Consider the following 23,186-nt stretch of genomic DNA (forward strand, 5'->3'; position numbering starts at 1 on the left):
ATCCTATGTTAGTTAAAAGCCATTCGCCTGCTTGAAACCTTCAAGCACAATTTTACCCTTGGCTTTTTGTGTTTCTAATAATTGATGTGCCTTACGTAAATTCTCGGCGTTAATCATGCCAAAATGATCACCGACAGTGGTTTTTAATCGACCTGCATCAATTAAAGCAGCAACATCATTCAATAGATCATGCTGAGCTTGCATATCTTCTGTTTGAAAAATTGAACGTGTGAACATCAATTCCCAATGAATAGACACCGACTTTGTTTTAAAAGGCATAATGTCTAATTTTTCTGGGTCATCGATAAGTGAAAATTTACCCTGCGGTTTAATCACTTTTTCAATATCAACAAGGTGCTGGTCAGTATTATTCAGGCTGACAACATAATCTACTTCAGGCAATTGCTTATCTGCAAACTCTTCGCTCAATGGGTTTCGGTGATTAATAATATGGTCGGCCCCCAAATCCTCTAACCATGAAATCGTTTCAGGGCGAGATGCTGTCGCAATAACGTCAAGCTTGGTCAATTGTTTAAGCAGTTGAACCATGATTGAACCAACCCCTCCAGCCGCGCCAATCACTAAAATACGCTTACTCGCATCGTTTTTTTTAACCTGTAAACGGTCAAACAACAACTCCCAAGCGGTTATCGTTGTGAGTGGCAATGCAGCCGCTTCACTGAATGATAAAGAATTTGGCATATGCCCAACAATACGCTCATCAACCAATTGAAACTGTGAATTACTCCCTGAGCGAGTAATGTCACCGGCATACCATACTTTATCGCCAGGCTTAAATAATGAGACATTTTCGCCTACCGATTTCACGATACCAGCAGCATCGAACCCGAGAACTTTCCACTCACCTTCAGCGGGTGACATACCTTGCCGAACTTTATAATCTACAGGGTTTACAGAAATGGCTTTAACTTCAACTAACACATCACGGCCAGTTGCCGTTGGCATTTCTAGTTCTATATCTTGTAGTGATAATTCATTTGATACAGGAAGGTTTTGTTGATAACCAATTGCTTTCATGATTTGCCTCACACCGTTAATGACGTTGAACTGCGCTTCGCTAAGAATCGTGTCGATGAGGCTTATACTGCAGGGTTTCAGGCTATTGAAAAAGAGCCAGAAAAGCCAATCATTATGGAATAATTAATCCATAATGATTGGGGCATTTGGGATTTAATACCAATCTGGATAAGTAATTGATCTACTTTTCAGCAAAGGCTGCATTAAGCTCGTCGGCTAAACGGTAGCCTGCCTGAGATAAACGCTGCTTCACGTACTTAGTACCTTGGCTATAATGTGCCTCTGATGGTGTGCTATCAATTTCGACGCTATAACCAAAGTCAGCCAGCTGATAACTTTCTTCAAGCCATAATTCAACATTGGCAGTTTCCCCTAGGTCAAACGACTCTTTCGGGTTTATTGCTTGTAACTGTTTCGCTAGTTCATGAATGTTATACGGCGTGTCTAAAAAGCCCATACCGCTATCCCATAAATGATGAAGATCTTTTTGTGGAATATTTAACGTATGCTTGTTTGCGCCAAGATCAGTCACACACTCGGTTTTACTTAAACTCTGAGAAATAGAGTGCATTGGCTGATGGGAATCACCCGCGACATGACTCATAAACATTAAACTCGCCGCTTGAGGGTTTTGTTTAAAGTCTTCATATAAGTAATTTGCAACAAGCTTAATATTCGGAATATGTACAAAATCACACTGGCTAGTTGCTGGGTATGCTTGATTGATATAATGCCAAGCACCTGTTGTTTTCTCATCCCACTGATTCAGCGTCGCTGGAATAGACTCATCCATTGACTGCCAAACATCAACAGCTGGAACTTTACGAATTAAATCAGGCACCATTGCCAGCTTGGCAAATTGGCTAGCCCCTTCAAAGCTGTCCATTTTGTCTTGAATATCTTTGGGTAACGACAAATAAGCCTTGCTTGCTAACGCATCAACTTGCTTTTGAGCCGTTGAGTTAAGGTTCTGGTATGCAATCTCAGCGACCGTCACATGACCTTGGTAATTCCACGCATGAGCTGCACTAGGCAGCAACATCAATGCCGCAACAGCCGATACAACAATATTTTTCTTGCTCACAATTATCTCATTTACATTTTGTTACAGAGTGGCGTAATTAGGCATTCCGAAATCTATTTCGTCAAATAGAACCGTGAAAAAAAACGATTATTCATTCACGCACTCGCATGTCTGACTACATCGCATGCAATATTCCCTATACAAATAAAATAGAGCCAAGCAGTACGAACCTACTAGAGCACGTATATCATTCTTTTTCATAGTGTATCCATTTATTAAAACGATGAAATTTCGAACAAAAATTGCTGCGATAACCAGCAAACAGATCGCTATAAGGTATTTAGCTGCATCAATAACTTACCCATATTGATAAACTTGCCGCTTATACCTATTAAAGAATTTCAACCAATCTTAAACGGACTTTTGGGAGATATTTAGTGCAAAAGATATTTGCTTTTCTGGCTGCTCTACTATTAGCCGGTTGTTCAACAACAGAAAACACACATACACAAAGTGAATGTATTGGCGCAATGACGTCAGAGCAAGCCTATGGCCACCTGAACCCTGATCGTTTTACCATTCAAGTACTAGCGCTCACCGAAGAGCGACAAGTGGATGTGAAAAACTACATTCATCATATTGAAGGCCAACAGCCAATTTGGGTTAACTGGAAAAAAAGTCAGGGTTACCGCTGGTATGCCGTGATATACGGTGATTTCGAGACTAAAGACGAAGCGAGAGCCGTTATTGAAAAGCTACCGAATGCGGTTCGCCAACAAGGGCCTTTTGTTCGTAGTTTTGCTGATGTACAAAGTGACAAACAAACAGACGTATTCCGCCTTCGTTAACCTCTCTACAAACACAAAAACCCCTGATTGTGAACACAATCAGGGGTTTTCCTTTCTATTGTTATGTCATCACCACAGCTTCTTGATCAACACTTGGGGCTTCAACTTGCTCAAGCTTTTTCAGGTGGCGCATTAGAATAATAACCAGCATAACGCCTGTTGCCGCTAAACCAATCGCGAGTCCAGCCCAAACACCTTCAAGTCCCATAAACTTCATGAGAAGCCATGCTGAAGGGAAACCAATTAGCCAGTAACCTATAACCGTTGAGATAGTCGGTGCCACAACCACTTTCATACCACGAAGAATACTAATAGCCGCTAGCTGCCATGCATCAACCACGAAGCACATTGCCACCATAATCATGACACTCGGCAACGCTGTTACTAACTCTGATGCTAACGCATCCCCTTCGATACTAAAGACCTGAGTCAAAAACTCGGGCCATGCACTCAGCATCACGCCAATCACGGCACTGGTCGATGTCACCATAATTAAACCTAGCTTAGCATACCGTTTAACAAGGCCGATCTCGTTACGCCCAAAATGCTGACTGACTAAAATAGAGGCCGCCTGAGAAAAACCAAACGCTATATTCCATGATAAATTCAAACATTGCATCGCAATTTGATGGATAGCTAAAGAGACAGCGCCTAACGTACCAGCCAGTAAGACGGCACCAGAAAACAAGGTATGTTCAAGCATGGTGGCAATCATAATCGGCACACCGATACCCAAAAGTGGAACCATTGTACCTAGCTTGTACTCATGTAACTGTTTAAACGGGTTATAAATACGATACTTATCCCGTGTAAATACCCAGTAAGCATAACCAACCATAATAATAGAAGCAGCAAGAGAAGTGCCGTACCCTAAACCAGCCAGCCCCATATCCCAATGGAAGGCAAACAAATAGCTCAATGGTACATTCAACACAACGGTTGCCAACGACATCACCATGACTGAACGAGTATCACCAAATGCACTGACTAAACTACGCAAGACCAACAACATTAAAGTTGGAAACATCGACCATTTTAAAGCGTCCATATAGACCATGGCGAGTACAACAGCTTCTGGATCTTGATTAGCAACTAGCAAAAAGTCATGCATCAAGAAGAAAACAGGCTGTAATGCCACCGTTAAAATTAACGCCAGTAAAATCCCCCCTTTAAGTGATGAGCGAACCTCAGCATCACCTTCTTCAGGGTGGTTTATTTTCTTACCATAAGCGATAGCAATTAAGTTGGCTACGCAACCAACGGTACTTCCAGCAAGAATAAAGACGATTGAATAAACCGTAGCCCCTAGCCCACCTCCAGCGATAGAGAGGATACTTAACTGAGCCATCATCCAAACATCAGTAAACATCAGTAATTGGGCTACCAACTGAGAAACTATCAGCGGAACAGCCAAATAGATCAACTTCTTCATTTTTATTCCTATAAATCAGCCAGTTACATCGAGGGAAATCAAACCATTGAGAGAGTCAACTAGGCTGAGTAAACATTCAGATGAGTGCTGCGAGATAATCAATAACTTATAGCGCTAATTTATTGCGAATTGAATTGTGATTCAAACGACATTTATAGTACCTTGGCATTCATAAAACTCATGCTAAAGTCGATTACATAGTATTCAGGAAAGGTAAATTCATGAGAAAAAGGCATGCACTTCTTCCCACTTCATTTAATGGAATGAAAGTTTTTGAGTCAGCAGCTCGGCACTTAAGTTTTACCTCGGCTGCTGAAGAACTGAATGTCACGCAAAGTGCCGTAAGCAGACAGATCCGTCAACTTGAGCAACACTTTGATTTTCAGTTGTTTAACCGCCTTCACCGTGCGCTAGAACTAACACCTCAAGGTAAAGAGATTGCACAACTGCTCACACGCCAATACAGCGAGCTAAATCACACCGTTCAGCAGCTAAAAGCCCAAGAAAGCAGCACACTGAGGGTAAGGGTCGCGATGAGTTTTGCCGTTCGCTGGCTGATCCCACGTTTACATTCCTTTAAGGCACGCTACCCAGAGTTAGATATCGTGCTATCTTCAAGCATGAGCTTAAACAGCGAAGAAGTACGATTAGAAGATGACGATTTCGATATCGCCATTTATAACATGCTCGTGGATCCGTACAAACGGACTAAAGATCACTTTATCCGCAAAGAGTACCTTGCTCCTGTCTATTCGGAGCATCTAACAGAACATGCGAGCAAACCTTTAACGGTTGAGGAGCTGCTGAGTTATCCACGACTACATCCAACCGCCGACAAAGCAGATTGGCATGTATGGCTCAAGCAATATGGTATACAGCAACACACCAAGAAAAGTACAACGGGCAGCCAACCTGAAATAATCTTTAATACCTTAGATATGGCACTAACATCGTGTATGGCAGGACAAGGTGTCACTATCACTGACTTAATGCTTGTGGTGCATGAACTAAAGCAAAGCTATTTAAAGCTGCCTGAGTCCGCCATCATTCTTTCGACAAGTCCTTGGGAGTACTATTACCAAACGGCAACAGAAAGTGACGCGGTCACGAGCTTTGTGTCGTGGTTAATGGAAGAGCAACTAGAAGATCAAAGCCAGCTCTTTGCTATGGCAAAAGAGCATGGCTGGCAAATAAAAGAATAACCTTGCTGAACTTAAAGGGACTCGATTAACTCTGGCAGTATTTCAAATAGGTCACCCACCAACCTGTAATCTGCTATCTGAAAAATAGGGGCATCGGGATCACTATTAATGGCAACAATGACTTTCGAGTCTTTCATACCAGCCAAATGCTGAATCGCGCCTGATATACCAACAGCAATGTATAGCTCTGGGGCGACGATTTTACCTGTTTGACCAACTTGCATATCGTTAGATACAAAGCCAGCATCAACCGCCGCTCGCGATGCGCCAACCGCCCCACCAAGTTTATCGGCCAATTGTTCAATCAAGGCAAAACTTTCTTTATTCGATAATCCGCGTCCACCAGATACAACAACGCGAGCAGCCGTTAGCTCAGGGCGTTCACTTTGCACTTGCTCAAGTCCAACAAACCTCGTGTATTCATTAATAATAACCTGTTCAATACTAACAACCTTGGCACTATTGGAGCCACTCGTGGTGGATACCGCTGAAAACGAGGATGAACGCACCGTTATTAGCTTTATTGCATCTAACGATTGTACTCGTGCTAAGGCATTACCAGCATAGATTGGACGAACAACAATATCGTCACTTTCAATCAAAATGACATCAGATAATAAGCCAACATCAAGCAAAGCGGCTACACGCGGTAAAAGATTCTTCCCAAACGTCGTCGCTGGCGTAAGGATATGGCTATAAGACGACGCAAGCTCTGCAACCAGATCTGATTCATTCTCAGCCAACTGGTGCTGGTAACACGAATGATCAGCAACCAATACACTGATAACCCCTTCAGCCTTTGCCACGGACTGTACAACCTCGTCGCACTGATACCCCATCACAAGCACATCAATAGGAGCCCCAATCGCTTTTGCCGCCCCAATCGTTTTTAGTGTCTCGGTCGCTAAGCGTTGATTATCATGCTCAGCAATAATTAATGTCTTCATTCGATCACCTTCGCTTGATTTCTCAGTTTATCTACAAGCTCACTCACTGAATTAACTTGTATACCCGCCTCTCGCACTGGCGGTGGCATCACAGACAAAACCTGCTGGTGGGCTCTTAAGTTGACCCCGAGATCTATCAATGGGATGACATCAAGCGGCTTTTTTTTAGCTTTCATGATATTAGGCAAAGAAGCATAACGAGGTTCATTCAAGCGAAGATCGGTACTAATAACGGCTGGAAATGACAAAGCGATGGTTTCTAATCCACCATCGACTTCTTTAGTAACAGTGACAACGTCACTATCAATACCTATCGAAGAGGCGAAAGTCGCCAACGAGCAATGCATTAAAGCAGACAACATTTGTGGCACTTGGTTGTTATCGGAGTCAATCGACTGCTTACCGAGCATCACCAGCTTAGGCTGTTCTTTTTCAACCAAGGCATTCAGTAACTTTGCAACCATTAATGGTTCCAGCTCGCTATCACCCTCAATATGAATCGCCTTATCGGCCCCTAAGGCTAGCGCTGTTCGTAGCTGCTCATGACAAGATGAATCGCCAATTGAAACAACAACAACCTCATCAGCATGGCCCGCCTCTTTAAGTCGAACAGCTTCTTCTACGGCAATTTCACAAAATGGGTTCATTGCCATTTTGACATTACTTTTCTCTACACCAGAGCCGTCAGATTTAACCCTGACTTTGACATAAGGATCGATAACACGTTTAACTGCGACAAGTACCTTCACAAGCATTTCCTTTTAAAAAGACACGCTGACAATAGTGATATCAAACGAGCGGAACTCATTAAAACAAAACGTATAACAATCTAGGTAAGACGGCATATAAATGATGCCAAAGCGAAAATCACGAGCTTATAATTATTGGTATGAGTATTGAGTAATGTCAGCTTGTGTCTGAAATTTGCAGCATACTTTCAGCCTAGCTGAGTTTACGTTTACGTCAACTGGACTATATTAATACCAAACACAGCATAAAACTTGTGAAGCGATAAAGGGCATTTAAATGCATTCAGAGCAAGCAAGAGAAAGCATGAATTATGATGTTGTCATTGTTGGCGCAGGCCCCGCAGGGCTATCGACGGCTTGCCGACTTATGCAACTGGCCAATGAGCATGATAAAAAACTCTCAGTGTGTGTCGTTGAAAAAGGCGCTGAGGTCGGGGCACATATTCTCTCTGGGGCCATATTTGAACATAAGGCTCTCGATGAATTATTCCCTGATTGGGAAAGAATGGGCGCTCCGCTGCACACTGTTGTTTCGGAAGATAAGTTTTGTTACCTAACGAACCACCTTAATTACCTTAATCTAACCGACGCCCCCTTACCTGATAGTATGCAAAATGTAGGCAATTTTGCGATAAGCCTCGGCCAGCTCTGTCGTTGGTTAGCACAGCAAGCTGAACAACTTGGCGTTGAAATTTATTCAGGTTTTGCTGCCGCTGAAGTACTGTATACCCCGCAAAAACAAGTCTGTGGCATTGCAACCAATGACATGGGTAGAGATAAAAACGGTGAACCCAAACCCAACTTTGAGCCGGGGATCAACCTTTACGCTAAATACACTATTTTCGCCGAAGGTGCTCGCGGCCACCTTGGTAAACAACTGATCAGTGCCTTCCACTTAGATCATGGGAAGCAGCCTCAACACTATGCTTTAGGATTTAAAGAACTCTGGGATATTCCCAAAGAACAACATCAACCGGGTTTGGTTATCCACGGTGTGGGATGGCCACTAAATCAAACGAATACCCATGGAGGCAGTTTTCTCTACCACCTTGAAGACAACCAAGTTGCCATTGGCTTGATTGTTGACCTTAACTATCACAATCCGTATCTCAGCCCGTTTGATGAATTTCAGCAAATGAAGCATCACCCACTTTTTAGCCAGTACCTATTAGGGGGGCATCGCGTGGCTTATGGTGCCAGAGCCATCGCTAAAGGTGGCTTATCATCACTACCAAGGCAGCAATTCCCAGGCGGCGTTTTAGTCGGCTGTGATGCGGGTACGCTAAATATGGCAAAAATAAAAGGCAGCCACACTGCAATGAAATCAGGCATGATTGCAGCAGAAGCCGTTTTTGAAGAATTAACGCAAGGATTAAGCCATACAACGCCTGGTTATGATCTCCTTTTTGCACAGTCTTGGTTATACCAAGAGCTATATGACGCTAGGAACTTTGGGGCCGAGATCCACAAATTTGGCCAAGTCGCCGGAGGGGCTTTGGCCACTTTAGAACAGCAATGGTGCAATCAATCTTGGCTAAAAAAATTAGGCAGACAACCCAAAATTCCTTGGACAGTCACAGATCAACAACCGGACTATTCGAGCCTGAAGCAATTAAGTGAATGTGAGCCCATTGCTTACCCCAAGCCCGATGCCATACTCAGCTTCGATAAACCTTCATCGGTATATTTATCCGGCACCCAGCATGAAGAAAATCAACCATGTCATCTAAAATTGGCAGACCAGGCCATTCCCATTAATCAGCATTTGGATCTGTATGATGAGCCAAGCCAACGATACTGCCCAGCAGGCGTGTACGAGATAGTGAGCGTTAATGAAAAGAAGAAATTACAGATTAATGCGGCTAACTGTGTACATTGTAAGGCTTGTGATATTAAAGACCCATCACAAAACATAACATGGGTGGCACCAGAAGGTGGTGGTGGGCCTAAATACCCGAACATGTAAGCATTCAAAGTAGCCAAATAGACTTTTCACCTGATCCGGTAATTACGGATCAGGTGAAAATAATACACTCTCGCTATAACCCTAATTCTAGTCTCGGACCAATTTCCTTAAAGCCTTGCTGCTTATAAAACGCCAGTGTTTTAGCCCATCGAGGTTGAGCCGGTGCTCCCACTTCAAGAAACGGCCAACCTTGCTCGCTTGAAAAGAGTTTCACAGCTTCAATGAGTTGTGCCCCAATATTTTGAGAGCGATACTGAGGCAAAATATAAAGTTCGATAACTTCACCAAATGAGCCATTTGCATATATCGCCTTTTTCTCACATAGCGTAATAATACCGAGCGTTTTTCCACCGTCTTGGGCTTGAAAGGCCCAGAACCCCGTCGACGTCAACAACGACTGCGCAGACTGGATAAATTCCAATTCCACAAGGTGTTCACTGTCATCAGGCCACAGTTCTTTTTCCATTGCAAAGACAAAGCAGCCGACAATTTCTGCATTATTTTTATTTACTTGGGTGATTGATAATTTACTCATAACATTGCTATATCAAATTAACACTCAATAATTATCCAACAATACTGCGCAAAGAAAAGATAGCTACTATCGCTATTAAAGATAATAGTTAACGCCAACGCTCTTCTCGCCACTCTTGCTGTTGCTCTTTACTCAAGAAGGTCCAAGCAACAACGCGAGTCAATTTTTGACCTTGTGTCATATCAATAGTTTTAACCTCAACGGCTCCAACTGTTTTAAGCTGCTTGTAAATAGCGGCTAAATTGTCTTTTTTCGATACAAGCGTGGTAAACCAAAAACACTGCTGCGCTTTATCGACACTCTGATTAATCATCCGCTTGATAAAAGCAACTTCACCACCTGGGCACCAAAGCTCAGCGTTCTGCCCCCCGAAATTCAGCACAGGCTTATTAGTTGAACTGTTTTTATGAAGAACAGGTTCCGCTTTAGTGCCCTTTTTCTTTGCGTTGGCACTAAGGTTTTTCACTTTACGCGCACTACCGGCTGTTGCTTCTTCTGCCGAGGCATGAAATGGCGGGTTACAAAGCGTGAAATCAAACAAATCATCGTCGTTAATCATACCCGTAAAAATATGATCTTGGTTCTTCTGCAAACGGCACTGAATACCACCCGCAAGCGATTTGTTCGATGAAACAATAAACTTCGCTGACTTGATAGAAAGCGGGTCAATATCCGACGCCACAAAACGCCAACCATATACACTATGACCAATAATGGGATAAACACAGTTTGCACCAGCGCCAATATCTAAGCCCCGTACATATCTGCCTTTTGGAATGATGTCTTCATTTTTGCTGGCAAGTAAATCAGCGATGTAATGTAAATAATCAGCACGACCAGGAATTGGTGGGCACAAATAACCCGCTGGAATATCCCAATATTGAACATTATAAAAATGACTCAACAGTGCTTTATTCAGTACTTTTACAGCCTCTGGATTGGTAAAGTCCACCGACATATCACCAAATTTATTTCGAGCAACAAACGGAGATAACTCAGGGCAGCTTGCTGTTAATGCATCAAAGTCATAACGCTCTCGGTGAGGATTGCGAGGATGAAGCCCTTTTTGAGGCGCTTTGGCTGTTTTGTTTGCTGTCATTATACCAATCACTATCAATTAATGGACTACATAGTCCTTCTTAACAACAATTTTACTCGATAACCCTTCTTACCACAGTACAAAAAGCCATCATTTGATTATCTTCACTTGTAATCGCTCCCTTTTAAAAAATGATCATTGCTTAAAAGTCACAAAGCACATCAAACAACTGACAGGCAGTTACAAATTAGTAGCACTTTCATTACTTTACGCTTACTATGGAATATTAGAAGTAACAAAATATTACGATGTAACCATTGCGATAAAGGATTGACGCTATGAGGCATAAAGTACACGTTATTTTAGCTACTTTATTATTAATGTTACCACTTTTCGCCCAAGCTAAAGTGCCTAGCTCTATTGCCTTTTATTACAACGAAATCGATTCAGTTCGTGAAATCATGAGCTTTGAACGTGTCGTCGTAAGTCCCTCACTCATCAGCAAGAAACAGATTTCAACTTTACACAAAGGTGATACACAAGTTTTCGCCTACCTCAGTATCGGCGAGTTTGACGGCCAAACCCTGCCGGAAACGCTAAAAAACAAATCCCCACTAGTGAATGAAAACTGGCAAAGCTATGTCATGGATTTAACCGCACCAGAATGGCAAAATCACTTACAAGAGCAGGCAGAGCAACTGATGGAGAAAGGCTTTGATGGCCTATTTTTAGACACTCTTGATAGCTACACGTTATTTGCTAAGGACGATCAATCACAGCAGAGGCAACAGCAAGCTCTCGTCAATATACTGAAAAACCTGAACAGCTCTAGCCGCTCTCCGCTGCTAATTTTTAACCGTGGTTTTGAAGTCATAGATAATCTCAACTTCAAACCTTATGCCGTCGTTGCCGAATCGCTATATCACCAATATGATCCCCTAGCGAATAGCTACCAAGATGTAAAAGCCACTGATACCGAATGGCTTTCGAGCAAGCTTAATACCGTAAAACAACAAGGTATTGAAGCCATTGTTATTGATTATTTACCAGCCTCAGATCGCAACGCCCAACAACGAGCTGCACAACAACTACTTGATGCTGGCTTTACGCCTTATATCAGTGACGGATTACTCTATGAAATTGGAGTGAGTACCATTGTCCCAGTGGCTAAACGTGTTCTTGGCTTCTACGATAGTCAGCTTGGTGGTATGACAACATCTGCATGCCATCGCATGATGTCGATGCCATTTGAATACCATGGCTATGTGCCAGAATGTAACGATATCCGAAAGACTCAGTTTGATAAGATTGACCTCAGTCGTTACGCTAGCATTTTCTTTTGGCTAGAAGAGGTTTCATACCAGCAGTCTCCAGAATTACTGCAATGGATAAATGAAACCATTGGCCATCGGCAAATGCTGTTTATCAATGCACTTCCAAGTGATCAAACGATCCTGAAAAAACTGGGGATCACAAGAGGCGACGTACTTTCAGGAGAGATACGTGTTACCAGTGGCGGCAATTGGCTGGCGAACTATTACCCAGCCTCCTTTAGCCAATTCGATTCCTATACTCAATGGCTACCTTCTGATATTTCAGTGACGTCACTCATTGAAGTTACTGATGAATTGAATAAACCGTCGACCCTTTTATTCAACGCTCCTTGGGGTGGCGCCATTTTATCGCCTTACCCAGCAGCAAGCCTAGCTAATGGCTCTGAAACTTGGCTACTCGATCCCTTTCGTCTTATTAAAGAAACCCTTGATCTCCCAGAAATTCCAGCTGCAGATGCAACTACAGAGTCGGGGTTACGCATATTAACCAGCCATGTCGACGGTGACGGTTTCCCATCCAGAGCATGGTTCCCCGGTAAACCTTATACCGCTGAAGTGCTGCTAGAACATGTATTCAAAAAATACCCCCTTCCTCAAACAGTCTCTGTCATTGAAGGCGAGGTCGGCAAGCGTGGCTTATACCCAAAACAAAGCCCCGAGATGGAAGATATCGCTCGGAAGATTTTTGCACTTCCCAATATCGAAGTGGCTTCCCACACCTTTAGCCACCCTTTCTTTTGGGATATGAGTAAAAATATTAAAGAAAAGCAGTATGGCGATCACTTACCTATACCTGGATACACCCTTGACTATCACAATGAAATTATTGGCAGTGTTAATTACATCAATAGCACACTCGCCCCTAAAGACAAAAAGGTTAAGCTCATCCTTTGGACTGGTAAAGCAGACCCCAAAGAAGATATTCTCGCCATAGCTGAACAAGCTAACTTGTTAAACGTCAATGGTGGCAACACCTATGTTGTCAGAGGCGATAATAACTTCACCCAAGTCTCTCCAACGATCACTTGGTACCCAAGTGCCGTTCATGTCTACGCTCCCGTATTAAACGAAAATTTATACACCAATTTATGGACCGAACATCACGATGGCTATGGACGCGCTGTAGAAACCTTCGAAATACTCGGCAGTCCACGCCGGCTTAAAACAATTAGTATTTATTACCATATGTATTCCGGCGAATATCCAGCTTCGCTCAAGGGGTTACTCAATGTTTACGACTGGGCAATGAAACAACCAACAACCCCACTCTACCTAAGCGAATATGCACAGCGGGCACGTACACTGTATGAAACAGGCTTAGCAAAAACATTGGATGGGCGCTGGCAAATCACCTCATCTGGAGTACGTAGTATCCGAGTCCCTAATAGCCTTGGCTATCCTGATATCACCAATATTGCAGGCTGGAACCAAGGCCCAGATGGACGGTATTTGATACTTAATCAACCACGAACGACGGTCGGCATGAGCAATAAGCTAGCATCTGGTTTACGTTTAAAAAGTGCAAATGGACAACTACTAAAGTGGCAAACAAATGGCGACAAGATCACATGGTCAGTCAAAAGCCACTTACCGCTAAAAATGGAAATATCAGGAACAACGGGCTGTACGGTCCTATCAGGGAATAAGCTTCGCCAGTCTCGTACAGAGAAAAAAGCAGTACAATTATCTTCAAATAAATACGGTATTTTATCAGGTACGCTACGCTGTAAGTTAAGCGCGTAGGTGACGTCTTTTAGGAGCAGTGAGAAAGAAGGAATTTTCGATTAGTATGGCTGTGGATCGCAACAATAAAAACAAGCCACCACGAATACGCTTGGTAAACAGGTCAACCCTTGTCGTCTTGATGCTTACCTCATTATGGGCATTGTGGTTAGTTGCACCTACAAAATCAATGTTAATACGGCTTATTGAACGCTCCTCATCGCCCGACGTTTCACTAGCCTTCTTAAAAGAACTCTACATTCGAGACCCAGACAGCCGCGATATTGTTAAGCAAATCATTGATAACTATTATCGCCTTGGCCAACTAGATGAAGCGACAAACCTACTAGAAACCATTCTGAAAGATGAACTTGGTGAAAATGACTGGGAAGCATTAAGCCAATACCTTTCAATGTTATTAGAACAGTCTTTCCAAATGGATGAAGACGCGAAACAAAAAGCCACGCTGCAAATACTTAGCCTACTCGATAATATTGATTATATTCCAGACGCCGAATTTGCGAGGCAATATGCTGACGCTGCGATCGCGTTTTCTCAACCGAGCAAAGGGTTTGATCTTTTATATCCTCATCTAAAAAGTGGTGAAACCAGCTACCAAGAACTTATCTCTCTGGCATTACAAAATGCCGATTACGATAACTCCCTAAAGCTCCAGCTTGACGCCTTTCGTGAGTTCGAAACCCTTGAACACGCTAATGCACTATTCGCCCTTATGGCAGCGGCCTATCAACCGCAATTAAGTCGTGATTTCATCACCACCTATAACGGTACATTAGCTAATGACCCCGAATACCTTAAAGCATCGATTAAAAATGCAGAACAACTTGGTCACCTTGACCTTGCTATAACCCAATCACTGAAATTACTCAATATCGCTCCTAGCCTCACCCTTTATCAAACGACATCAAACAACGCCATTGCAATTGGTAATTACCCTTTAGCCATAAACCTGCTAACGTCAGCAATAGCGCTCGGTAACGAGAAGTATGACCTTATTTCTTTGCATAAAGTTTACCGTTGGCAAAATGATATTAAAAACGCCCAACAGACCAGCTTAAAGCTACTCGAACACATCCCTTCAGAAACTCAGCTACGCAATGGTATCGACGAATCTAAGGCGTTAAGTGATATTTATTATGAAGCAGTATTTTATGAGCAACTAGTCACGAATAATCAAATCGCGAACAAAGAATATAGCGATTGGCTCAATGCAACAGAGAAAGCGCAAGGAACACACGTTGCTTTAAAAAGTATCAAGCGTCTTGCCGCAATGCGACCAAATGATGCTGATTTAATCAGTCATAAAGCACGCTTATATAGCTACCAAAGCAATCACACGGCTGTCATTGGGGAGAGGGAAAAATTACAACGCATACGCAAGCCATCGTTTATTGAAGCAGAACGTTTTGCTAACGCTTATATCATGAATAACCAGCCTAAATTGGCACTGAATACATTGATAACACCTAATAATTGGCTAAGTGCTGATGAAGATTACCTTGAGGCCGTTTCGTCATTGGCTTGGGAAACCAGTAACAGACCACTATCACAAGTATCTCAAGAACAATTAGTGGCATTATCGAGTGATAACCTTGATGCTTACCGCTATATCAACACCCTATCACCCCTTACCAACGAAAAGCTTGAACATATTGCTCAACTCTATGAGGAAACAAAAAATCAGCAACTTTTACTTCAAACCCTTCAGGCGATTGATGGACGAAATGATACTACATACCTAGAGCGCCTATTAGCACTAACGGCTAACGACCCCACGGTGTATAACAGTCTTGATATTCTGGTTTACCGAGCAAAACTCGCACAGCAGAAACAACAACCTGAACAAGCAGAATCGCTTTATCAGGACATATTGCAGCAAGCACCGAATAACGCGCTCGCAGTGAATGGCATGTTTTGGTTAAGCATTGATAATAATGACCTTGATGCTCTAGACGTGTTATACCAACGATACAAGACTCCACTTTCAGGTAATAGTGCATTTTGGTTAACTTTTGCGAGCGCCAGCCAGTTATTAGGGCGACCTCAAGAGGCAAACCTCTGGTATAAGCAAATTTTACTGAATGATGATACACCCGATGTCTCTATTATTCTGAATTATGCCGCTTTGCTAGAACAACAAGGACAAGGTGAAACGGCTTATCAACTACGTCGCTATGCTGCCAAAAATATGAGTGATGAATTGCTAGCTCTCGAGCAAGGTGATATATCGTATCGCTCATTAGTTAGCTTGTTTATGGGGGAGCGTTTTGCCCAAACACTCGTGGAAGAAAATGCATTAGCAGCTCCAAGTAACGCTTATACTGCAGAGCTTTTCCAGTATTATCTGGCCAACAATCAGGCAGACAATATACTACTTTGGCAACAACGTTCTGCGCTTGGAAAGTATAAGCTACCTGATTGGCAACAACTCTCATTGGCTATCCAGCAAAAAGATCGCCACACGATGGAACGCTTATTAGCGACATCAATGAAGCTACCACCAGCCGATCGTAACCTTGCGTATCAATTAACAGGGCAACACCAAAAAGCCTGGCAGCAAGGTCAAGATGAATTAGGCCAACTTGCCGATAAGCAAGCCGAAGAGCAACTCCGTCGTATTCATGTTAATCAACATCCGAATAAAACCCACAGTATTCGAACTCAAGTTAAAGAAATTAGCCAATGGGATATTACTCGTTTCAGCCTTGATTATTATGCTCCTCATCATGATGGATATTGGCGATTAGGCAGTGATATCCAGACCTCGGGTACGCCAGACTTATTTGCAGGTAGCAAAGTTGAAGATGAATATCGCCTAAGAGGTAAATACCAATACCAGCTTATTGAAAGCTTCTGGAGTATTGGATTTGACCTAGCCGATGGCCAAGGTGACCAACGAATTGGTATGAATGTAAATTATCAATTTACGATTGATGACTATTGGCAGGCGGGTGTGAAATTTGGCCTAAATAATCATGTAGAAGCCAGTGATTTAATGACGACATCTGGTCAAGAAAACATTCTCGGCTTTAATCTAAACTACCAACCCACGGCTCGTGAATCCGTCGCGTTCCAATTCAACTTGCATGATCTTTCTACGCGTTTTGGTGATGATATCGGTACCGGCTGGGATTTCAATCTTCGTGTCGCTGAAAGGTTCTTCTTTGCTGATCCAGCATGGCAGGTTTACGGTGATATCAGCATGCAAAAAGTTAACCTGAGCGACAAACCACTAGATGGCATTAACCACTGGCACCAAGGAGCGAACACCCTTACCAGTGGGGACTTCATTGCCGATGAATATCAGCGAATCGCATTAGGCCAACGCGTGTGGCATGGCGAACCAGGTAGGCCTGGTGCAACCGTACCATCACCTCGATATTGGTTCGACAGCTCCCTCGGTTACAACGTCACTAGTAGCAACATGGATATCACCCTCAGTGCAGGATTAGGTTGGCGCGTGGTGGGTAACGATGAGTTATACCTTAGTGCAGACTGGCAAAGCCAAGACAGAAGCGGCGATGAATCACTGAACCTCAACATCGGTTATTACTACAGTTTTTAACAAGGAAACGTATGATGAAACGAGCATTAATTTTAGCAACTTCCCTTACCTTAAGTGCTTGTAGCAGCTATCAGGTGCCAGACAGCCAAAGCTTTGCAGCAGATAGCTCTTGGGCAGTAATGCCTATGACCAATAACTCCAGCACGCCATTAGCTGCAGAGAAAGCCGAGCAAATACTTAACGCTCAACTGTATGCAAAAGGTATTAATGCCCAAATGTATCCCGCTTCAGCAACCAATGATCTCAAAAGCATTTTAGATAACAATGTTAAGCAACAACAAGCCCAAGCTTGGCTAGCAACGCAACCCATTGATTTTGTAATTACTGGCTCAGTAGAAGAATGGCACTACAAAAGTGGGCTTGATGGTGAACCAGCAGTAGGCATCACTCTCGAAGTTAAATCTGCGAAAAGCGGCACAACCTACTGGCGTGCAACAGGAACAAGAGGTGGCTGGGGGCGAGAAAGCGTCAGTGGTACAGGGCATATAGTGATCGATGAACTCCTTGATGGTTTAAATATCGCACCTGCTCAAGAATAACCATATTACTGTACCAATGTGTGATTAGGGAGTACGCCATGAGTAAGTTATTGAATAAAGATATAATAACAGGCTTTAAGAAAAGCAGCTTTAACTGGTTAGAAACTGTTGTTGTTGCTGCACTATCAATTTATGTCTGGGTTCAATCAGATTCATTGGCACCGACATCAACTGAACATAACTTTTTCTGGCCTCTTTTCGGCCCATTACTTATCGCTCTCCGCTATGGTTTTGCCAAAGGTTTTATCTGTGCCCTACTAACAGCTGCAGGGTTAGCCAGTATTATGAATATGACTGGGCATATCGAGTATTACCCGCTATCTTTAGCTGTTGGTATGATCATGGTTGCGATGATTGCTGGTGAATTTCAAGATTACTGGTACAACATTAATCGTAAGCACATTCTCGACCATCAGTACATGAACCAGAAGCTCGACAGCTTTACGCAAAATTATCATCTGTTAAAGGTGTCGCATGACCAGCTAGAGCAACGAACTGCAGGTCAAACCGTCAGCTTACGTTCGAGTATTAGTTCGCTACACAACATTGCCACAAAGCATGCAGATAAGCGTCTTGAACATCTGGGTCACCCATTCTTAAATTTATTAGCTGATATTGGCGGTATCGAAGTCGCGGGGATCTATAGCGTTAATCAAGACAAGGTATTACCACAAGCGCATGCAACGTTAGGAGACTATCATCAGCTCGTCAGTAACGACCCAATGTTACAAGACATGCTCGAAACTAAAAAATTACTTTCACCCGCAAAATTGGCGGCAAACCAAACCCATAAATCACGCTACCAACTTTGTATTCCACTGCTTGATACACATGGCCGACTTCAAGCCGCCGTCATCGCAGAAAGTGCCAAATTTTTCATGCTCACCCCTGCAAATGTCGCACTGCTATCGCTGGTTGCCAATCATGCAGCCGATTTACTTTGTGATGAAATCATCACCCCAATACTACAGCCAAACCAAAATGACTTATTCCTAAGTTACATAAAACGCGCTAAATATAACAAACGACACTATGGTGCTGACAGTTCATTGGTCGTTTGTATTGATAGCCAGAAAAAACATAAAGCCACGTTAGATAGCATTGTAAATTACCGACGAGGTGCCGATGTATATTGGTCTTGCCACTCTAAAGACGGGCACCCAGCACTGGCTGTATTACTACCATTAACATCGGCTTTTGATGCTCAGCATTATATCAAACGCTTACAGGAACTACTGAAAGAACAACTCGGCGATACCACGGTAGATATTGATATTTTAGGCCCACTCTCTCTCACAAAAGATAACAGCGAGATAAAGCAACTCATGGATGAACTAGGAGCTTATGATGAAAGTCTGGCTGATATTACAGACGATCGCATTTGAAAGTGCTAGTTTCTATCTAGTATTTGATAAAGCGATGACCCCAGCACTTTGGCTTGCCTTTTTTGTAAGTCACGCAGTGGCCTGCGCCAGTTTTACCGCACTAAGTTGGATGCTTTTACCCAAAAAATATAAAACACCATTTTTCAGCTCAGTCAGCTTTCTCTTCTTCTTCAATTATTTTTTACCATTAATTGGTATGATTGGTACTGCATCGTCATTACTTATCGCACTATATCTACCACGAAAGCAAAACCAAGTAACATGGGAAGAGTGCGAAAAGTCACCATTACCACAAAGCCCCGGTGATGGTGGAAACACTCAGTTTGGCACTGGTGCATTACGCGAAATACTCCTTCATAACGGTAATCCAGAAAGACGCTTACTGGCTGTTGGTGCCATTCGCTATCTACCTCGGCAGCATGCCGTGCCACTACTTCAACTCGCACTAAAAGACCTAACAGATGATGTACGCTTGCTAGCCTACGCCTCGTTAGAAGGCATTGAAACTCAAATCAATGAATCTCTTTCTCTGTTTAAGAAACAGTTAAAAAATAAACCAACAGCAATTAAAGCTTATGAAGTTGCACAGCAATATTGGGAACTGTGCTATCTCGGCATTGCTGAAGGTATTCTACGAAAACACTACCTCGAACAGGCCGAAGAATATCTGATTCAATCGAGTCAATTACAAGACTCAGCATCAACAAATTTATTAATGGGACGCGTGCTTCTTCAGCAGCACCGTCCAGAAGAAGCTGTCAGTCACCTACAAAAAGCCTTGAATGGCGGACTATTGGTCAAACAGGTTGCTCCTTACCTCGCAGAGGCGGCCTATATTTGTGGTGATTACCAAACAGCCAAGCAATACATTGCCTATTTTCCTGAGATGAAAGGCGAAAAACTTAGCCAAATTAAGGAGTACTGGGCATGACTCAACACCAATTCAATAAACTGCCTGATGGCGAAGAAGTCGATATTTGCTTATTACTCGAAGGCACCTACCCGTATGTACGGGGCGGCGTATCAAGTTGGGTCCACCAAATTATTAGTGGTCTACCCGAGTTTACATTTCACCTTATTTTCCTTGGTGGCCACCCAGACTTTTATGGTGACATGGCCTACGAGTTTCCTGATAACGTTGTTGGCTTTGAAGTCCACTATCTACTATCCGATAAAGGCCACCTTAAACCTTCACCTCGAACAGGTAAAAATAAACTATTTAGAGCCTGGGGATCATTTTTATCATTCTTTGAAAAAAGTAAGCACCCTATCCCTGACGATTTACTGGTGGATGTCTCAGATTTTCTTGGTAAAGATGGGCAACTCACACTGAGTGATTTCCTTTATAGTCGTTCATCATGGGAAGTACTAACTGAACGCTATTTAACCTCAGCAAACAAGCAGTCTTTTGTTGATTATTTTTGGACTTATCGAAACATCTACCAGCCATTGTTTATACTGGCGAAAATTTCTCAAAACTTACCTAATGCTAAAGCATTTCATAGTGTTTCAACTGGCTATGCCGGGTTTCTTGGGGCAATGTGCCACCAAAATACCGAGCGCCCATTTTTACTCACTGAGCATGGCATATACACCAAAGAACGAAAAATCGATTTGGCTCAAGCCAGTTGGATCAAAGATAGGCATAGTCTCATTGATATAAGTATGCACAAAGGCATGGATTTAACGCGTAAAACATGGATTCGTTTTTTCGAGCAGCTTGGTTTATCGGCTTATCACCAAGCTGACAAAATTGTTGCGCTATTTGAAGGCAACCGCCAACGACAGCATACCGATGGTGCCCCCAGTGACAGAACGCAAGTGATTGTTAATGGTATTAATACCCAACGTTTTCATGCCGCTTATGAACAGCGGCCAGATACGCCCCCGTTAGTTGTAGGGCTAGTAGGACGGATCGTACCGATCAAAGATATTAAAACCTTTATTCGAACTATCCGTGGCGCCGTCGAAACCATACCCAAGCTTGAAGGATGGTTAATTGGTCCTGCAGAAGAAGACCCCGACTATGTACATGAGTGTGAGCTACTTATTGAAAGCCTTGGTCTAACCGAGAACATTAAATTACTGGGTAGTCAAAATGTCGCGGAGATCATGCCCAAACTTGGAGTAATGATGCTGACCTCGATCAGCGAAGCCCAGCCTTTAGTGTTACTGGAAGCAATGGCGGCAGGTATTCCCTGTATAGCGACGGAGGTCGGTGCTTGTCGTGAAATTATTGATGGTGCCGCAGGTGAAGATGCGGCAATCGGTTCGGCAGGCGAAATCATTCCTATCGCGAGTCCGATAGAAGGCGCTGAAGCAATTGTGAAAGTACTTGGCAACCGCGAAGCATGGCTAAGTGCTGGCGATATTGGTAAAGAGCGGGTCACTCGTTATTACGATGAAAAAATGATGTACGACTCGTATCGTCAGCTCTATAAGGAGGCAACCCATGGCAGGGATTGGATTTGAACTTAGGAAAATCCTAAAAAAGAACTCATTACTTTCGATGTTGGAAGCTTATGGGTTAGCAGGACTGATCAGCTCTGGACCATGGGTGCTATCAATTTTAGCATTGCTTGCAATTGGCTTGATCAGTATTGGGGTTGTTTTCCCTACTTATGTCATTGTGCAATTTTTGGTCATTGTTACCTACCTGATGGCTGGGTCACTTATCATTAGTGGGTTATTCCAGCTACTACTTACCCGCTTTATTTCAGACCTACTTTTTGCAGAACAAGAACACCGTATTGTCCCTAACTTACTTGGTTCCATGTTAGTAACCAGTGCAATTGCAGCCGTCATAGGCGGGGGCATTTTAGCCATTTGCCATACATTAAACCCTCCAGTTAAAATTACTATTTTTACCTCTTTGGTTTTACTGTGTAATCAGTGGCTAATTATAATCTTCCTAAGTGGAATGAAAGAGTATTACCGGATATTCTTTACGATGATGGCCAGTTATGGACTCATGGTTATTCTGAGCTTAACACTGCCATCTTTCGGTTTACTCGGGCTTATGGTGATATTCACTGTATGCCAAGCCCTACTCACGTTTGCATTTTTATATCACGTTATAAGGGACTTCCCCGCAAACCAGTTGGTTTCGTTCGAGTTTCTCAACCATAAAAAGACATTCTTCTCACTCATATTCTGTGGATTTCTCTATAACCTCGGAGTTTGGCTCGACAAGTTTGTTTTTTGGTTTAGAGAAGAAACATCACACCAAGTTGTCGATGTATTTCGAGCATCCTACATCTATGACTTACCCATTTTTATCGCCTATCTTGCTATTGTCCCAGGCATGGCTGTATTTATGCTGCGGATGGAAACCGACTTTTCTGACGCATGCCTGAAGTTTTATGATGCAGTACGTGAAGGGGCAACACTCGATTCTATTTACTTACTCAAAGATAAAATGGTACTGGCCTGTCAGCAAAGTATCTATGAAATATTCAAAGTACAGGGGCTAACACTTGCCCTGCTTATCCTTTGGGCTGAAGATATTTTGCTTGCGTTAGATATTGACCTCGCTTACCTACACTTGTTTTATGTTGACTTGGTGGGGGTTAGTTTACAGGTACTTGTCATGTCGATACTGAATGTCATGTATTACCTCGATAAACGCTATTCCGCTTTGGCCTTAACCGCACTTATGGCTATTGGTAACTTTACTCTAGCACATGTCAGTATTGACCTTGGTCCAGTATTCTATGGTTACGGATTTGCCACAACCATGTTGGTAACAACCATAATTGGGCTTATTATGCTGGATAGCCAATTTGAAGACCTCGAATATCAAACTTTTATGCTTCAGCGTTCGTAGCTGACCAAGTAATT

17 protein-coding genes are annotated in these 23,186 nt (G+C 42.9%); 10 read left to right on the forward strand and 7 right to left on the reverse strand.

Annotated features, from left to right (window positions below; all coding sequences use genetic code 11):
- Positions 1-12: 12 nt before the first annotated feature.
- A complete protein-coding gene (locus L4D78_RS09610) occupies positions 13-1,038 on the reverse strand; it encodes a zinc-binding alcohol dehydrogenase family protein (RefSeq protein WP_428466712.1) in 1,026 nt (341 codons plus the stop codon).
- A gap of 181 nt (positions 1,039-1,219) precedes the next feature.
- Positions 1,220-2,122, reverse strand: a complete 903-nt coding sequence (locus L4D78_RS09615; protein ID WP_428466713.1) for a S1/P1 nuclease — start codon at positions 2,120-2,122, stop codon at positions 1,220-1,222.
- Positions 2,123-2,499: 377 nt separating this feature from the next.
- Here L4D78_RS09615 and L4D78_RS09620 point away from each other — a divergent pair, with 377 nt between their 5' ends.
- On the forward strand, positions 2,500-2,910 hold the full coding sequence (locus tag L4D78_RS09620; protein ID WP_428457926.1) for an SPOR domain-containing protein: 411 nt from the start codon (positions 2,500-2,502) through the stop codon (positions 2,908-2,910).
- 61 nt (positions 2,911-2,971) lie between these two features.
- On the opposite strand, the gene L4D78_RS09625 is transcribed toward L4D78_RS09620, so the two are convergent.
- Positions 2,972-4,342, reverse strand: coding sequence for an MATE family efflux transporter (locus L4D78_RS09625; protein ID WP_428466714.1), 1,371 nt, complete (start codon positions 4,340-4,342; stop codon positions 2,972-2,974).
- A gap of 221 nt (positions 4,343-4,563) precedes the next feature.
- Between L4D78_RS09625 and L4D78_RS09630 the strand changes: the two genes are divergently transcribed.
- Complete coding sequence (locus L4D78_RS09630) at positions 4,564-5,544, forward strand: LysR family transcriptional regulator (protein ID WP_428466715.1); 981 nt, start codon at positions 4,564-4,566, stop codon at positions 5,542-5,544.
- 11 nt (positions 5,545-5,555) lie between these two features.
- Here L4D78_RS09630 and L4D78_RS09635 read toward each other — a convergent pair whose 3' ends face one another.
- Complete coding sequence (locus L4D78_RS09635) at positions 5,556-6,491, reverse strand: electron transfer flavoprotein subunit alpha/FixB family protein (protein ID WP_428466716.1); 936 nt, start codon at positions 6,489-6,491, stop codon at positions 5,556-5,558.
- Positions 6,488-7,240, reverse strand: coding sequence for an electron transfer flavoprotein subunit beta/FixA family protein (locus tag L4D78_RS09640; protein ID WP_428466717.1), 753 nt, complete (start codon positions 7,238-7,240; stop codon positions 6,488-6,490). Before L4D78_RS09640 ends, L4D78_RS09635 begins: the two co-directional genes overlap by 4 nt.
- A 304-nt stretch (positions 7,241-7,544) precedes the next feature.
- On the opposite strand from L4D78_RS09640, the gene L4D78_RS09645 reads away from it, so the two are divergent.
- A complete protein-coding gene (locus tag L4D78_RS09645; RefSeq protein ID WP_428466806.1) occupies positions 7,545-9,206 on the forward strand; it encodes an electron transfer flavoprotein-ubiquinone oxidoreductase in 1,662 nt (553 codons plus the stop codon).
- A gap of 73 nt (positions 9,207-9,279) precedes the next feature.
- On the opposite strand, the gene L4D78_RS09650 is transcribed toward L4D78_RS09645, so the two are convergent.
- Together L4D78_RS09650 and rlmF are read right to left on the reverse strand one after the other, a co-directional pair.
- The gene (locus L4D78_RS09650) at positions 9,280-9,741 is read right to left on the reverse strand and encodes a GNAT family N-acetyltransferase (protein ID WP_428466718.1); all 462 of its coding nucleotides are present in this window, start codon (positions 9,739-9,741) and stop codon (positions 9,280-9,282) included.
- Positions 9,742-9,829: 88 nt separating this feature from the next.
- Positions 9,830-10,840: a 23S rRNA (adenine(1618)-N(6))-methyltransferase RlmF gene (gene rlmF / locus L4D78_RS09655; protein WP_428466719.1), complete on the reverse strand. Its 1,011-nt coding sequence runs from the start codon at positions 10,838-10,840 to the stop codon at positions 9,830-9,832.
- A gap of 278 nt (positions 10,841-11,118) precedes the next feature.
- Here rlmF and L4D78_RS09660 point away from each other — a divergent pair, with 278 nt between their 5' ends.
- From L4D78_RS09660 to pelG, 7 genes are read left to right on the forward strand one after another with little or no spacing between them, the layout of a single operon-like run.
- A complete protein-coding gene (locus L4D78_RS09660) occupies positions 11,119-13,857 on the forward strand; it encodes an endo alpha-1,4 polygalactosaminidase (RefSeq protein WP_428466720.1) in 2,739 nt (912 codons plus the stop codon).
- Positions 13,858-13,903: 46 nt separating this feature from the next.
- Positions 13,904-17,422: a tetratricopeptide repeat protein gene (locus tag L4D78_RS09665; protein ID WP_428466721.1), complete on the forward strand. Its 3,519-nt coding sequence runs from the start codon at positions 13,904-13,906 to the stop codon at positions 17,420-17,422.
- 11 nt (positions 17,423-17,433) lie between these two features.
- Complete coding sequence (locus L4D78_RS09670) at positions 17,434-17,961, forward strand: hypothetical protein (protein ID WP_428466722.1); 528 nt, start codon at positions 17,434-17,436, stop codon at positions 17,959-17,961.
- Between the two features lie 38 nt (positions 17,962-17,999).
- Positions 18,000-19,346 carry a PelD GGDEF domain-containing protein gene (locus L4D78_RS09675; protein WP_428466723.1) on the forward strand — a complete coding sequence of 449 codons (1,347 nt, stop codon included), beginning with the start codon at positions 18,000-18,002 and terminating at the stop codon, positions 19,344-19,346.
- The gene (locus L4D78_RS09680; protein WP_428457937.1) at positions 19,309-20,277 is read left to right on the forward strand and encodes a tetratricopeptide repeat protein; all 969 of its coding nucleotides are present in this window, start codon (positions 19,309-19,311) and stop codon (positions 20,275-20,277) included. The genes L4D78_RS09675 and L4D78_RS09680 overlap by 38 nt, the downstream gene beginning before the upstream one ends.
- On the forward strand, positions 20,274-21,818 hold the full coding sequence (gene pelF / locus L4D78_RS09685) for a GT4 family glycosyltransferase PelF (RefSeq protein ID WP_428466724.1): 1,545 nt from the start codon (positions 20,274-20,276) through the stop codon (positions 21,816-21,818). The genes L4D78_RS09680 and pelF overlap by 4 nt, the downstream gene beginning before the upstream one ends.
- Entirely contained in the window at positions 21,799-23,172 is a 1,374-nt protein-coding gene (pelG, locus tag L4D78_RS09690) for an exopolysaccharide Pel transporter PelG (protein ID WP_428466725.1), read from the forward strand. Before pelF ends, pelG begins: the two co-directional genes overlap by 20 nt.
- Positions 23,173-23,186 lie beyond the last annotated feature (14 nt).

The organism is Photobacterium minamisatsumaniensis, assembly GCF_050336695.1.
GTDB classification, from domain to species: domain Bacteria; phylum Pseudomonadota; class Gammaproteobacteria; order Enterobacterales; family Vibrionaceae; genus Photobacterium; species Photobacterium minamisatsumaniensis.

Coding starts and splice junctions, on each gene's coding strand:
- L4D78_RS09630 (WP_428466715.1), top strand. CDS start 4,564: ATGAGAAAAAGGCATGCACTTCTTCCCACTTCATTTAATGGAATGAAA.
- rlmF (WP_428466719.1), bottom strand. CDS start 10,840: ATGACAGCAAACAAAACAGCCAAAGCGCCTCAAAAAGGGCTTCATCCT.
- L4D78_RS09675 (WP_428466723.1), top strand. CDS start 18,000: ATGAGTAAGTTATTGAATAAAGATATAATAACAGGCTTTAAGAAAAGC.
- pelF (WP_428466724.1), top strand. CDS start 20,274: ATGACTCAACACCAATTCAATAAACTGCCTGATGGCGAAGAAGTCGAT.
- L4D78_RS09650 (WP_428466718.1), bottom strand. CDS start 9,741: ATGAGTAAATTATCAATCACCCAAGTAAATAAAAATAATGCAGAAATT.
- L4D78_RS09610 (WP_428466712.1), bottom strand. CDS start 1,038: ATGAAAGCAATTGGTTATCAACAAAACCTTCCTGTATCAAATGAATTA.
- L4D78_RS09625 (WP_428466714.1), bottom strand. CDS start 4,342: ATGAAGAAGTTGATCTATTTGGCTGTTCCGCTGATAGTTTCTCAGTTG.
- L4D78_RS09645 (WP_428466806.1), top strand. CDS start 7,545: ATGAATTATGATGTTGTCATTGTTGGCGCAGGCCCCGCAGGGCTATCG.
- L4D78_RS09670 (WP_428466722.1), top strand. CDS start 17,434: ATGATGAAACGAGCATTAATTTTAGCAACTTCCCTTACCTTAAGTGCT.
- L4D78_RS09635 (WP_428466716.1), bottom strand. CDS start 6,491: ATGAAGACATTAATTATTGCTGAGCATGATAATCAACGCTTAGCGACC.
- L4D78_RS09660 (WP_428466720.1), top strand. CDS start 11,119: ATGAGGCATAAAGTACACGTTATTTTAGCTACTTTATTATTAATGTTA.
- pelG (WP_428466725.1), top strand. CDS start 21,799: ATGGCAGGGATTGGATTTGAACTTAGGAAAATCCTAAAAAAGAACTCA.
- L4D78_RS09665 (WP_428466721.1), top strand. CDS start 13,904: ATGGCTGTGGATCGCAACAATAAAAACAAGCCACCACGAATACGCTTG.
- L4D78_RS09680 (WP_428457937.1), top strand. CDS start 19,309: ATGAAAGTCTGGCTGATATTACAGACGATCGCATTTGAAAGTGCTAGT.